14 protein-coding genes are annotated in these 13,444 nt (G+C 61.2%); 5 read left to right on the forward strand and 9 right to left on the reverse strand.

Going from position 1 to position 13,444, the window contains the following annotated elements; translation table 11 throughout:
- Positions 1 to 63: 63 nt before the first annotated feature.
- On the reverse strand, positions 64 to 681 hold the full coding sequence (locus IFT59_RS05170) for a 50S ribosomal protein L25/general stress protein Ctc (RefSeq protein ID WP_062455789.1): 618 nt from the start codon (positions 679 to 681) through the stop codon (positions 64 to 66).
- 369 nt (positions 682 to 1,050) lie between these two features.
- Between IFT59_RS05170 and IFT59_RS05175 the strand changes: the two genes are divergently transcribed.
- Positions 1,051 to 3,861, forward strand: coding sequence for a bifunctional diguanylate cyclase/phosphodiesterase (locus IFT59_RS05175; RefSeq protein WP_192086267.1), 2,811 nt, complete (start codon positions 1,051 to 1,053; stop codon positions 3,859 to 3,861).
- 20 nt (positions 3,862 to 3,881) lie between these two features.
- Here IFT59_RS05175 and IFT59_RS05180 read toward each other — a convergent pair whose 3' ends face one another.
- The 8 genes from IFT59_RS05180 to lgt all read right to left on the reverse strand — a co-directional run bounded on the left by IFT59_RS05180 (position 3,882) and on the right by lgt (position 10,680).
- Complete coding sequence (locus IFT59_RS05180) at positions 3,882 to 4,139, reverse strand: hypothetical protein (RefSeq protein ID WP_062455795.1); 258 nt, start codon at positions 4,137 to 4,139, stop codon at positions 3,882 to 3,884.
- Between the two features lie 109 nt (positions 4,140 to 4,248).
- Complete coding sequence (locus IFT59_RS05185; RefSeq protein ID WP_082472021.1) at positions 4,249 to 4,653, reverse strand: Kazal-type serine protease inhibitor family protein; 405 nt, start codon at positions 4,651 to 4,653, stop codon at positions 4,249 to 4,251.
- 116 nt (positions 4,654 to 4,769) lie between these two features.
- Positions 4,770 to 5,702, reverse strand: a complete 933-nt coding sequence (locus tag IFT59_RS05190; RefSeq protein ID WP_062455798.1) for a ribose-phosphate pyrophosphokinase — start codon at positions 5,700 to 5,702, stop codon at positions 4,770 to 4,772.
- A 125-nt stretch (positions 5,703 to 5,827) separates the two neighbouring features.
- Entirely contained in the window at positions 5,828 to 6,571 is a 744-nt protein-coding gene (locus tag IFT59_RS05195) for a hypothetical protein (RefSeq protein WP_192086268.1), read from the reverse strand.
- Positions 6,572 to 6,649: 78 nt separating this feature from the next.
- Positions 6,650 to 7,801 carry a M24 family metallopeptidase gene (locus tag IFT59_RS05200; protein WP_192086269.1) on the reverse strand — a complete coding sequence of 384 codons (1,152 nt, stop codon included), beginning with the start codon at positions 7,799 to 7,801 and terminating at the stop codon, positions 6,650 to 6,652.
- An 18-nt stretch (positions 7,802 to 7,819) separates the two neighbouring features.
- On the reverse strand, positions 7,820 to 8,611 hold the full coding sequence (gene pgeF, locus IFT59_RS05205; protein ID WP_192086270.1) for a peptidoglycan editing factor PgeF: 792 nt from the start codon (positions 8,609 to 8,611) through the stop codon (positions 7,820 to 7,822).
- A 127-nt stretch (positions 8,612 to 8,738) separates the two neighbouring features.
- A complete protein-coding gene (locus IFT59_RS05210) occupies positions 8,739 to 9,854 on the reverse strand; it encodes a class I SAM-dependent methyltransferase (protein ID WP_062455810.1) in 1,116 nt (371 codons plus the stop codon).
- 7 nt (positions 9,855 to 9,861) lie between these two features.
- A complete protein-coding gene (gene lgt / locus IFT59_RS05215) occupies positions 9,862 to 10,680 on the reverse strand; it encodes a prolipoprotein diacylglyceryl transferase (protein WP_062457920.1) in 819 nt (272 codons plus the stop codon).
- A gap of 234 nt (positions 10,681 to 10,914) precedes the next feature.
- Here lgt and IFT59_RS05220 point away from each other — a divergent pair, with 234 nt between their 5' ends.
- The 4 genes from IFT59_RS05220 (at position 10,915) to IFT59_RS05235 (ending at position 13,401) form a co-directional block, all read left to right on the forward strand.
- Entirely contained in the window at positions 10,915 to 11,199 is a 285-nt protein-coding gene (locus IFT59_RS05220; RefSeq protein ID WP_062455813.1) for an accessory factor UbiK family protein, read from the forward strand.
- 538 nt (positions 11,200 to 11,737) lie between these two features.
- Positions 11,738 to 12,238 carry a YbjN domain-containing protein gene (locus tag IFT59_RS05225; RefSeq protein WP_062455815.1) on the forward strand — a complete coding sequence of 167 codons (501 nt, stop codon included), beginning with the start codon at positions 11,738 to 11,740 and terminating at the stop codon, positions 12,236 to 12,238.
- Positions 12,238 to 13,053 (forward strand): pyrroline-5-carboxylate reductase, encoded by an 816-nt coding sequence (gene proC, locus IFT59_RS05230; protein ID WP_192086271.1) that lies wholly within the window; start codon positions 12,238 to 12,240, stop codon positions 13,051 to 13,053. Before IFT59_RS05225 ends, proC begins: the two co-directional genes overlap by 1 nt.
- 6 nt (positions 13,054 to 13,059) lie before the next feature.
- Positions 13,060 to 13,401 carry a tRNA-binding protein gene (locus IFT59_RS05235; RefSeq protein WP_062455821.1) on the forward strand — a complete coding sequence of 114 codons (342 nt, stop codon included), beginning with the start codon at positions 13,060 to 13,062 and terminating at the stop codon, positions 13,399 to 13,401.
- The last annotated feature ends 43 nt before the right edge of the window (positions 13,402 to 13,444 follow it).

Below are 13,444 nucleotides of genomic sequence, written 5' to 3' on the forward strand. Positions count from 1 at the left end.
GGAAAACGTAAAAGCCCGCCTTCGGTGGAAGGCGGGCTCTCAGAAAGACAAGACGAAAATGTCTTATTCGGCTTCAGGAGCCGCAGTCTCAGTCGCTTCTTCTTCTTCGACGCCTGCAGCAGGTGCAACGATCGTCGCGATGGTGAAGTCGCGGTCGGTGATGACAGGTGTCACGCCCTTCGGCAGCTTAACGGCCGAGATGTGGAGGCTGTCGCCGATCTTGGCGTCGGTCAGATCAACCGTGATGAATTCCGGGATCTGGTCGGCCGGGCAATGGAACTCGACCGTGTGACGGACGATGTTCAGAACGGCGCCCTGCTTGATGGCCGACTTGTCTTCGTTTTCGAAGTGTACCGGTACTTCGACGTTGACTTCAGTCTTGGCCGAAACGCGCAGGAAGTCGACATGCATGGTGAAGTCGCGGACCGGATCCAGCTGGTAGTCCTTCGGGAGGACCTGGATCTTCTTGCCGTCGAATTCGATCGTCGCGATGGTGGTCATGAAACCGCCAGCGTGAATGCGCTTCGTGACTTCGTTCGTGTTGAGCACGATCGACAGAGGAGCCTGCTTGTCACCATAGATGACTGCAGGGATAAAACCGTTGCGGCGAAGTTCACGGGAGGACCCCTTACCGACCCGTTCGCGCGCCTCGGCCTTGAGCACGTAAGTTTCCTTGCTCATGGCAATTCCTTTCGAGGTTGTTTGGAGAGTTCTTCGCGGACAGTGCCGCGTCAAACCGGAGGGCATCGTCCGACGCTCTCCATCCGCGTTGCCTCCAAGGGTGTCTACGCGGACGGGGTCCCTATAGTCCATCAGGGCAGGAGACGCAAGGGATCTGCGGCGTGGTTGGCTCTGCAAACCGGTCGTCGTCGTTACCTACCGCCAGATACCCGCGTGGCCAATATGAAACTTCCGGTATGTGCCGTTTTGCCATCCATTAATGACGTTCATTCGAAATTAGCGAGATTCGATAAATGCGAGGTCCGGGCGACCGAATTTGTTAAATTGTGAGGGTCAAGACGGTGTTAACTCCGGAGACCAAGATCTAACATGTACGCCGTTCTGTCCTGTCTGGCCTATGAGCACAATCTCTTCCTCGTCGTCGTGGCGGGGGCGCTCTGCTTCATTGCGAATGCGGGGACCGTGGTTTTTGCCGCCCGGGCACGACAGGCAAACGACCGCAGCCGCTACGGCTGGGTGATCGTCTCCGGCGGAGCAGGGGGCTTCGGGATCTGGGCAACACATTTCGTGGCCATGCTCGCCTACGATCCGGGCCAGCTCTTCACATTCAATCTGTCACTGACGCTGCTGTCGCTTGGTATTGCATTTCTCGCGACATTTGCGGCGGGACTGCTTGCCGTGCTGTTTACCGGCAAATCCGGCGCTGTGGCCGCCGGCCTGGTATTCGGTACCGGCGTTTCCTCTATGCATTTTACCGGCATGGCGGCAATCGAGTTCGGCGGCCTGATCGTCTGGTCGCAGCCGCTCGTCATCGCTGCCATCGTCACCGCGATCGTCATGTCGACGACAGCCTTCCTCATGATCTTGAAGGGAGGCCTTGCAAACAACATTCTTGCTGCAGGTCTCCTGTCGCTCGGCATCGTCTTTATGCATTTCATCGCGATGGGCGCGGCAACGCTTGTCCCGGGTTTCGGGATCCTGCCTGAAGACGGGATGCTGTCGAAGCCGCTGATGCTGGCAACGATCATTGCCGTCTCGCTGTCGCTGATCGGGTCGGGCCTGGCCGTTGCCACAATCACCGGGCGTGCGGCGCGGTCCTCGAAGGCCAGCGAAGCCAATTTCCAGATGCTCGTGCGCGGGGTGACCGACTACGCGATCTACATGCTTTCACCCGAGGGCGCCGTCTCCAGCTGGAATGCAGGGGCAGAGCGTGCCAAGGGGTACAGGGCCGACGAGATCATTGGTCAGCATTTTGCACGTTTCTATTCGGATGAAGAACAAGCCCGGGGTCTGCCGGAACAGGCGCTCGCAACAGCGCGCACAACCGGTCTGTTCGAGGCGGAAGGCCGGCGCTACCGCAAGGATGGGAGCTGGTTCTGGGCACATGTGGTGATCCAGCCCGTCCTCGACGACGATGGCGTGCTTGCCGGCTACGCCAAGATCACGCGCGACATCACCCGTCAGAGACAGGACACCGACCGGATCGCCTCCGTGACGCAGAACCTGGATCTGGCGCTTGAGAACATGGCGCAGGGGATCTGCCTGTTCGATCGCGAGCAGCGGTTGGTGCTGACGAACCGGCGCTATGGCCAGATTTTTCGGTTTGAGGAAGGCGCTCTGAAGCCGGGTATGACATACCGCGAGATCGTGGCTCTTGGCTACAGGACCTCGTTTGCCGACGCGGCGGAGGCGGAAGCACGGGCAGAACAGCATTACAAGCGCAACATCGCAGCCATCAATTCCAGGCAGGAAGCCCTTCTACACCGACTGAGCGACGATCGGACGATCCGGATCGATTTCAGCTATCTCGATCAGGGCGGCTGGGTGTCGACATTCGAGGATATCAGCGAGCGGATACGGTCGGAGGAAAAGATCGCCTTCATGGCGAAGCATGACAGCCTGACGCAGCTTCCGAACCGTCCGGCTCTGATGGAATATCTCGAAGCCGAGGTGCGTAACGCGGAGAGCGAGGGCGGGCATGTTGCGGTCGTCGGCATCGATCTCAACAAGTTCAAGCAGATCAACGATCAGTTCGGGCACGCGGCCGGCGATGCCGTGCTCAAGGAAATTGCCGAGCGGATGAATTCGATCGTGCGGCCGCACGAGATGTTTGCCCGGTTCGGCGGCGACGAATTCGTGGCCGTGAAGCGCTACGGGGATTTGGCCGAAGTGTCCGAGTTTCTGGACCGATTGTCGGATGCGTTCGGGCAGCCGATCCAGATCGAGGTGCATCGTCTCAGTCCCGGCGCAAGCATGGGTGTCGCGCTCTACCCGCATGACGGGGCATCCCCCGATGCGCTGATCGCGAACGCGGACCTGGCCATGTACCGCGCCAAGGGATCGCTCTCGCGCGACATCTGCTTCTACGACATCGAGATGGACGAGGCCGCCCGCGACCGCACCAAGATGGCCGAGGATCTGTGGACGGCGATCGAGCAGGATCAGCTCAGGCTGCACTACCAGGTGCAGAAGTCGGTCGCGACCGATGAGATCACCGGTTACGAGGTCCTGCTGCGCTGGAGCCATCCGGAGCGGGGCAATGTCTCGCCGGCCGATTTCATCGGGGTTGCCGAGGAATGCGGCGCCATCCTGCCGATCGGCGCGTGGGTTCTGCGCGAAGCATGCCGGGAGGCGGCGAACTGGCCGAATGACTACAAGGTCGCGGTCAATTTGTCGCCGGTGCAGATCGCCCATGCCGACATGCCGGCGCTGGTTCATACCGTGCTTCTGGAAACCGGTCTGAAACCAAGCCGTCTCGAGCTTGAAATCACCGAAAGCTCGATCATCAGCGACAAGCAGCGGGCGATGAATGCGCTTCGCTCCATCAAGGCGCTGGGCGTATCGATTGCGATCGACGATTTCGGGACCGGCTATTCGTCGCTGGAGACGCTGCGCTCCTTCCCGTTCGACAAGATCAAGCTCGACCGGAGCTTCCTGACCGAAGTGGACCGCAGCGAGCAGGCAACGGCCATGGTGCGAGCAATTCTGGCTCTGGGGCAGGGCCTGCAGATCCCGGTTCTCGCGGAGGGTGTCGAGACGGTGAACCAGCTCGACATTCTGCGGCGGGAAGGATGCCACGAAGTGCAGGGCTATCTTCTCGGTCGGCCGATGCCGATGGAAGATCAGCCGAACCCGCAGTCTGGGTCAGAAATGGGCTCGGCCAACCAGAACGCTGCCTGAAGATCGCGGAAACGTTTGACCTAGCGTCGAGGTTCGCCGCCGGGGGCGTAGGCCGTTTTCTGCTCGAACCGGAATTTGTGGCCGCAGTCGCTACAGCGCAGCATGTATTTGCGCGGATCTTTCGAGGCGAACTCGGTCTGAAAGCCTTTCGGGAGTTCGTCGATGCGAAAATCGCGATTGCTGGCGCGCTTGTCGTCGGACTCGGAGACTTCGGCATAACCGGCATGTCCGCACTGCGAGCATTCGAGTTTTCGGGAATAGCGGTCGCGGGCGGCCATGCGGAACTCCTTGGGTACCGCGCCTACATAGTCAACAGACGCCGCGAATGCAAAACGCCGGGATGAAAATCCCGGCGTTTATATTCTTGGCGTTCAACTCACGTCGCGATCAGCGGCGGCATTCGCCCGGAGAGACCGCGCCGAAGCCGGCATTGCGGGCTTCGCAGGCATTCGGGAATGTCTGGAGCCGACCGCCACGCTGGCCGCAGACCGGGCGATATTCGCGGGTGCACATGCCGCCGCCATTTTCAGGACGGTCAGGTCTGCCGGGACGATCCGGCCTCGAGGGGCGATCCCAATCCGGGCGGTCAGGCCTTGATGGACGATCCGGGCGATCGGGTCTGGATGGGCGATCCCAATCTGGACGGGGATCGGGGCGATCGGGCCGGCTCCAGCCGGGGGCGGGACGTTCCGGCGGATAGCCGGGGCCTGGACCTGCGTCGACGCAGGCGGAAAGCATTGGAGCCAGGATGAAAAGTGCAAGCCATTTCGGCTTGTTTCGTAGGATCGACATCGCGATAGGTCCTCCCTCTGCAGATGGATGGCAGACCTCTATCAGACTTACATAGCCGTGGGACAGGGGGCGCCGCGTTTTTGCTGCCGAGCCCGTCCCACGGTCATGCGTCAATCCTAGTCGAACAGGCTCGAGACGGACTCTTCCATGGCGGTACGGTTGATCGCCTCGCCGAGAAGGTTTGCCGTGGTGATGACGCGGATATTGTGCGCCGACTGAACGGATGTCGTCGGCTGGATCGAATCCGTGATCACCAGTTCCTTGAGCTTGGACGCCGCGATGCGGGCAACGGCACCGCCCGACAGCACGCCGTGGGTGATGTAGGCGGTGACGCTTGTGGCGCCGTTCTTCAGAAGCGCCTCGGCTGCGTTGCAGAGCGTGCCGCCGGAATCGACGATATCGTCGATCAGCAGACAGTCCTTGCCGGTCACGTCACCGATGACGTTCATGACTTCCGACTCGCCTGCGCGTTCACGCCGCTTGTCGACGATGGCGAGCTGGCAGCCCAGGCGCTTGGCAAGCGCACGGGCGCGAACCACGCCGCCGACATCCGGCGAGACCACCATGACGTTGTTGAGGTCGTAGTGTTCCTTCACGTCGCGCGCAAGAATCGGCACGGCGTAGAGGTTGTCGGTCGGGATATCGAAGAAGCCCTGGATCTGGTCTGCGTGCAGATCGAGCGTCATGACACGGTTGGCGCCGGCCTCGGTGATGAGGTTGGCGACGAGCTTGGCCGAGATCGGCGTGCGCGGCCCGGCCTTGCGGTCCTGGCGGGCATAGCCGAAATAGGGAAGCACAGCCGTGATGCGCTTGGCGGAAGACCGCCGGAACGCATCGATCATGATCAGCAGTTCCATCAGGTGATCGTTGGTCGGAAACGACGTGGACTGGATGACGAACACGTCTTCCCCACGGACATTCTCCTGTATTTCAACGAAGATTTCCTGGTCTGCAAATCGCCTTACCGAGGCTTTTCCGACTGGTACATTAAGATAGCTGCAGATCGCGTCGGCCAGATGCCGGTTCGAATTGCCTGCGAAAACCTTCATTGCGGTCCGCCTGTATTGAAGCTGGATGGCGGCCTTTTACCGGCGCCACCTTCGAATGCAATAGCGTTTTCCCTCAGGCCACCGTTTTTTGCGAAGAAACAGTGACCGTGTCACATCATGGTTACCTAACCGCCATGCGATTGCCGCCAGCTCATATAGTCCTGGATCGTCTTTGCGGCGATGAGTTCCATCGTCGAGGACGGCACTGAGGCCCATGGATCCTGGCCGCTGCCGGGCACATTTTCCTGCCCCTGCATGCGGTGAAGCCTGGAGCCGGTATTGTCGAGAACATCCCAGACATAGACGATGGTGATCTTTTCGCCATCGCTGAAGGCCGAGAAATAGCCCTTGAGGATCTGCTCGGTACCCGTATCGCTGGAGGGACGGATCGTCAGCCCGGCGGCGCGCGCCTCGGCGCCAAGCCTTCGCGACAGCGGCGTCACGGCCTGGACAGGGGCACCGATGATCGGCAGGAAGCGGATGGTGTTGCCGGCGGCGGCGGGCAGGGAAGCCTCCTGCTGGGGCGCTGCAGCGGTAGACTGGGCTTCAGCCTGGCTTTGGCCCTGCCACTCGGGTGGCGGGCCTGAAGAGGCGGGCGAGGTCTGGTTGCCAGACTGCATCGCCTGGGCCTGCGCCTCGAGCGTATTTTGCGGGCGCGGCTGGTAGGTGTCGTTTCTGTAGGTCTGGTTCTGGTAGGTCTCGGGCCTTGGGGATCGTGCCATGCGTTCCGTATCGGCCTGGGTGACCGGTGTCGATGCGCGACTGCCGCCGCCGATCTCGGCGCGCGGCGTCAGGGCCTCGCTGGTGTTGCAGCCGGAGACGGACAGCGCAACGATGCAGGCGGAAAGCAGTTTTCCGATAAGCCGCATGCGTTCGCCCCTTTGCCGGTTCCCATCCCCCGACAAGCTAAGGTCGGATTTTCCGGCCTGTCAATGATCGCGGGCTTCTCAGCCCTGGATAAGGTCGAGACCATGACGTGAAAGCGGCTGGGGAGCGCCTTCCGTCGTCAGATAGGTCTGGCCGAGCGTCATGGCCGCGCCGCTGTCGCTGTCCATGATGATCATGTGCACGAACAGCGTCATGCCGGGCAGGATCTCCTGCGGGTTGCCGAAGTGGAACATCTGGTGCTCCATCCACGACGGCGAGAAGCGGGCGCCCAGCGAATAGCCGCAGGCATTCAGCCGGTGACGGGAGAGGCCGCGTTCGTCGAGGATCCTGGCATGGGTGTCGAATACGTCCCCGAATGTATGACCTGGAGACAGAACCTCCTCGATCGCCCGGATCGTCTCAAGGCAGGCCTTGTAGAGTTCCTTGTGGCGCGGCGATGGCTCGCCGACGAGCGCGGTGCGCATCATCGCGACGTGATAGTGGGCGGCCGTGCCGGCCCATTCGAGCGTCAGCTGGTCGGTGGCATCGAGCTTGCGGCGACCGGCCTTGTACCGGCACAAAAGTGCATCCTCGCCGGAACCGATGATGAATTCGTTGGCGGGGTAATCGCCGCCGCCGGAAAATACGGCACCCTGCATCGCCGCAAGGATATCGGCCTCGTCGCCGCCGGCCTTGATCAGCGGCAGAGCGGCGTCGAGCGCATCATCGGCCAGTTCGGCGGCGCGTTGCACATGAGCGATCTCGGCCGCGCTTTTGACGAGGCGCAGCCGGCTGACCAGATAGGATGCGTCACTGAGCTGGCCGAAATTGGTGAGCTGGTTGTCGAGCAGGCGCGCGATGCGGCCGGTCATGCCATGCGTGTCGTATTCGACGCCGATCTTTGCGCCGAGCAGATCGAGTTCGCTCAAGAGGTTCTTGAGATCCAGCGTCGGATCGGCATTCACCCGGTCGACCCAGACCACGATGTTTTCGATGATCGAGGTCTGGCGGGCCTGGCGAAGGTCGGCAGAGCGCGTGAGCAGCGTCATCGAGCCATCGGCCTTCACGACCAGCGTCTGGAAGAAGCAGTAGCCGAACGTGTCGTAGCCGGTCAGCCAGTACATGCTTTCCTGCGCAAACAGCAGGATGGCATCGAGCTTTTCCTCGGCCATCTTCGTCGTCAGGCGGGCGAGGCGATCGGCAAATTCCGATCTGTCGAAGTGCAGAGCCATGGTAGTCCTCCCGAACTTTTATTGCTGAAGCGCGATGGCTGAAATCTGGCGGCCGTAATCCGGCTCTTGGTCATGCGTCGTGCGGCGATAGGAAAAGAAGCGTTCCCGATCCGGGTAGGTGTCGAGGCCGAGGTTCTCAGCGGTGACGCCTGCCGCCTTCAGCCGCGACATGGTGAGAGCGGGCAGATCGAACATGGCATGCTGTGGCTTCGGAGACGGTGTGAAGAAGGCTGCGTATTCGGGGTTCACGCCAAGGAAGCGTTCCACGAATTCCGGCCCGACCTCGTAGCTGTCAGGCCCGATCGACGGGCCGAGGACGGCCACGATCTTTTCCCTTTCAGCACCGAGCGACACCATCGCGTCGATCGTGTTTTCGAGCACGCCTGTCAGCGCGCCCTTCCAGCCGGCGTGAGCCGCGCCGATCACGCCATTGTCGCCATCGGCAAACAGGATGGGGCCGCAATCGGCAGACAGGACGCCGATCACGACGCCGGGTGTGGCCGCGACCATCGCATCGACCTGCGGGCGCTCGCCTGAATAGGCGGCATCGACCACGACCACATCAGGCGAATGGACCTGATGGACGGTTGCGAGCTTTTCGAGCGGCAGATCGAACCAGGCCGCAACCCGCCGGCGGTTTTCGAGAACGAGCGTCTGATCGTCTTTCGACCCGACACCGACATTGAGACCGGCGTAGATTCCGTCCGACACGCCGCCCTTTCGCGTGAAGAAGCCGTGGCGGATTTTGGCGCCGGCTTTAGCGTTCAAGACTGCGCTTTCGATCGGCGTCGGCGAGGCGTTCTCCGGCATCGGTTTATCCACCCTGCTGATTTTGTTGGTTTTTGCGTGATGCACCGTCGGCGGCACTCGCTGCTTCGATTGGGCGCGAGATTGGCGCAAGCCGATAGCGTGTGTCAATCCGCCCGGACGTGCTCTTTCAGTCGACCGGACGGAAGGGCATCAGATTGACCGCGGAGCCCGAGACGGCGATGACCTTGAAGAGCTCGCCCATCTTGCCCGCACCTTCGCCGGCAAGACGATCGACGGCTGCTGCAATCAACCGCTGTTCGGACGGTTCCTTGTCGCGCGCAAGGGCTGAAGCCCGTTCGGCAAGGCCGAGGCCGTAGAGGAATTCGCCCTGATGGAGGCCGCCGTTCAGATGAATGCCGGACGCCAAGGCGACCTTGGCGAGATCTTCGAAATCGACATGGCTGGTCAGATCTGCCTCGCCGGGGCTGGCAAGCGGCGGGTCATAGTCGTGGTTCTTTACGGCCTGCAGCGTATCGCCGAAACTGGTGACCATATGGCCGTAGTCGATGACGAGCGCACTGCCGCCGAAATGCCTTAGCCTTTCGCAGAGCGTCTGCATGACGGCCTGGCGGGCAGGGGCGAATTCGAAGATCGTGCCTTCCGGGATGGAAGCGACGGGGGCCGGCAGGAGGACCGGATCGAGCGTGGCGATGCCGGCGACGAAGGACAGCTCGTCCTCCGGGCCGAGGCCCACCAGCCTTTCGCGAAAACCGGTCGGTGTCCGAACGAACTGGCGGATCGGGATCGCGTCGAACAGTTCGTTGGCGGCGATCAGGGTGAACCCTTCCGGCACGTCTTCGAAACTATCGTGCCACGAAATCTTGGTCGAATAGGCCTCGAGCGTGACGCGCTGAACGCCGCGAAGGCGTTCGCTGGTTTCGACCAGATGGACACGCAGGCCGTCCATCAGGGATGGTGCGATGCGCTGGATGACGCGCAGCATGTCGGACATCATCGTGCCGCGGCCGGGACCGATCTCGACCAGGCGCACATCGCCCGGGCTACCCTGGCGCTGCCAGGCGTGGACCATGAAAATGCCGACCATTTCGCCGAACAGCTGGCTGATCTCCGGCGCGGTGACGAAATCGCCATGCCGGCCGAAAGGTTCGCGGGTGCGGTAGTAGCCGAATTCCGGATCTGCAAGGCAGAGCGCGAAATAGTCGGTGACGCTGATCGGTCCGCTGGCGCGGATCAGCGTCTTGATCTTTTCGGCAAGGGGCGTGGTTACTTCTGGGCTGTTCACGGGTGCCTCACACTTTCGCCGCGGAGGCGACGCGAGCCCGCGTGATCGCCCAGATGCCAACAGCAACCATCGGTAGTGATAGCACCATGCCCATCGTTAGCCAATTGGTGCCGAGCAAATAGCCGAGCTGCACATCCGGTTCGCGGAAGAACTCGACAAAAATTCGGCAGAGCCCGTAGCCGAGGACGAACGCGCCGCAGATGGTGCCGGGTACACGAAGGGCCTTGAAACGATAGATCAGGAGTGCCAGCACCAGAAGCAGGATGATGCCTTCCAGGCCTGCTTCATAGAGTTGGCTCGGATGGCGGGCGAACGGGCCACCGGTCGGGAAGACGACAGCCCATGGTGCATCGCTCAACCGGCCCCAGAGTTCGCCATTGACGAAATTGGCGATGCGGCCGAACAGCAGGCCGAACGGCACGACGGCGGCGACGATGTCGAACATGCTCCAGACCGGAATGGCATGACGGCGGGCAAACACGATCATCGCAATCGTTGCGCCAAGGAAGCCGCCATGGAAGGACATGCCGCCGTTCCAGATCTCGATCGCGCGGATCGGGTTTTCCAGGATCGGGCCGAGATCGTAAAACAGGATGTAGCCGATGCGGCCGCCAAGGACGACGCCTGCCGCGATCCAGACGAGGAAGTCGTCGAGATGGACCGCGGTCATCGGGGCCTGACCGTTGGGCCACAGTGACGCGTTTGCGGTCAGCTTGCGGGCGTAAAGCCAGCCCAGCATGATACCGGCAACATAGGCGAGGCCATACCAGTGTACCGCAAGCGGCCCCAAGGAGAACGCGACCGGGTTTATCTCGGGAAATGGCATGAGAGCAAAAAAATGAAGCGCTTCGTACAAATTACAGGTGTCTCGCTTACTCACAGTCGTATGAAAAGATGGACTTGGGGACATCGCCGGTCAAGATGAATCTCATTCTGAGACGCGCGCAACAGTGGATGACGCTTGCAACGCGGCGACCCAAGCCCTACTTCAGATCCGATAGGACAAACACAGGCCGATATCGGGCCGATATCGCTGCCGATGGCAAGGAGACGGAACCTTATGTCGACCGGAACGAACCGCATATTCGACGATTTCGCACGGCTGATGACGGACGCTGCCGGCGCTGCACAGGGTGTGCGCAAGGAAGTGGAGACGGCTTTCCATGCCCAGGCGGAACGGTTCCTTAACAACATGGATCTGGTCAAGCGGGAAGAATTCGAAGCCGTTCGCGAGATGGCTGCCCGCGCTCGCGACGAGAATGTTGCGCTAAAGGCCCGTCTCGATGCGCTGGAGGCAAAATTCGGCCAGAGCCAGAGCCACGACCAGGGCCAGTCAGGTCAGTAAGCCACTTCAGATCCGGCCATAAACTGTGGCCCCTCAGGGGATTCCCAATCCCCGTTTGAGATCGCCGTCAAAGTCCAGCGCCAAAAGCCTGCGCGGCGATCTTTCCCAGCCTATTCGCGATTGAGCGTCATCGCCTCTAATCGGCACAGTCAGGCGTCTGTTTCGCCTCGCCAAATCCCCATGAATTTACAAAAAATTAAGCCCTGTGGACACTCTTAAAAAAGCCAGCGTCCAGAGTCATTTAACCATCCGTTCTGATCTCATGCGCGAACCGGTTTCGGGGTTCAATCCACGGAAATCGGCATTCAGGGGATGGCAGCCGGACTCCGTCTAGCTACACTGATTTTACACGATGATTCGAAACGAGCCGGTGAGCTTCCGGTGGTGACCGATAGGTTACCGACGAGGCTGAAGGTAAGCTCCAGACAGGGTAACTCAGTTATTCTGGCGGCGACGAGCGATCATCGAAATGTAGTTCCGGTTAAGTGTTGGCGCGTTCCGCTCGAATTCGCATTCATTCCGGTCAAAAAGGTGCCGCATGAGCCTCATGGAATTGAACGTTGAGCGACAGTCGAACCCGGTGGACATGATCGAGTTCGTCGCAGCTTCCAACGATTGGACATTCGAACGGTCCGGCGAAGACGAGATCGCCATGACCGTGGAGGGTCGGTGGACGGACTACCACGTATCCTTCTCCTGGATGGAGGAGTTCGAGGCGCTGCATCTCGCCTGCGCCTTCGATCTGAAGATCCCCGATATCCGCGTGAACGAGGTCATCCGGCTTCTGTCCTACGTGAATGGACAGACGCTGATGGGGCATTTCGACCTGTGGCGTCAGGAAGACGTGGTGATCTTCCGCCAGTCGCTTCTGCTGGCCGGCGGTGCCGAGCCCACGAACCAGCAGGTCGAGGTTCTGTTTTCCAGCGCGCTTGATGCCTGCGAGGCCTATTATCAGGCGTTCCAGTTCGTCGTCTGGTCCGGCATGGAAGCCAAGGCTGCCATGGATTGCGTTCTGTTCGAGACGGTCGGCGAGGCTTGATGGCGTTGCAGCTGGGTTCGATCGTTCTCGTCGGTGCCGGCAATATGGGCGGCGCCATGCTTTCCGGCTGGTTGAAGAACGGCGTTCCCGGCGCTTCCGTCACCGTCGTTGACCCATCGCCGTCCGAGGCGATGAGAGCGATGATGTCCGACGCCGGCGCGACGCATGTTACTGCACTTCCAGACGGTGCGTCGGCAGATATCCTGTTTCTCGCGGTCAAGCCGCAGCTGATGGATGGCGTTCTGCCGCCGCTGAAGCCTGCGGTCGGCGCTTCGACAGTCGTCGTCTCGGTCGCAGCCGGCAAGACGCTGTCCTCCATGCAGAGCCATCTCGGGGACGGTGCAATGGTGCGCGCCATGCCGAACACGCCGGCCATGATCGGCCGCGGCGTGACCGGTGCCTATGCCAACGACAAGGTGTCGGCCGCCCAGCGCGATGCGGTGCATGCGCTCTTGAAGGTCAGCGGTCCGGTGGAATGGGTTTCGAGCGAGGCGGATATCGATTCCGTCACCGCCGTTTCCGGCAGCGGCCCGGCCTATGTCTTCTATCTGGTGGAATGCATGGCCGAAGCCGGGCGCAAGGCCGGGCTGCCTGCCGATCTTGCCATGCGGCTTGCGCGCGAAACCGTGTCGGGTGCGGGAGAACTTCTGCACCAGTCGACCGAGGATGCCTCAAGGCTTCGCCAGAACGTGACGTCTCCGGGCGGCACCACGGCTGCTGCCCTCTCCGTGCTAATGGCAGACGATGGGATGCAGCCGCTGTTCGACAAGGCAATCGAGGCAGCGCGGAGCCGCGCGGAAGAACTGGGACGCTGAGCAGCCATGTCTGACGAGATAAGCTTTGCCGACTTCGAGAAGGTCGATATCCGGGTTGGCACGATCGTCGAGGTCGAGCCGTTTCCGGAAGCCCGCAAGCCGGCCTTCAAGCTGAAGATCGATTTCGGGCCTGAGATCGGCGTCAAGAAATCGTCGGCGCAGATTACCGTCCACTATACGCCTGAAACGCTGCTCGGACGCCAGGTGCTGGGCGTCGTCAATTTTCCGCCGCGCCAGATCGGGCCGGTCCGTTCCGAAGTGCTGACGCTTGGCTTTGAAGACGAGAACGGCGCGATCGTTCTGGCTGCCGTCGAGCAGGGCGTTCCAAACGGCAAGAAGATGATGTGATCAGGCAACCCCGTCTTCACTAAACGTCTTAGTTTTCTCCCCA

The sequence above is a fragment of the Rhizobium sp. CFBP 8752 genome (assembly GCF_014842035.1).
Taxonomy (GTDB): Bacteria; Pseudomonadota; Alphaproteobacteria; order Rhizobiales; family Rhizobiaceae; genus Neorhizobium; species Neorhizobium soli.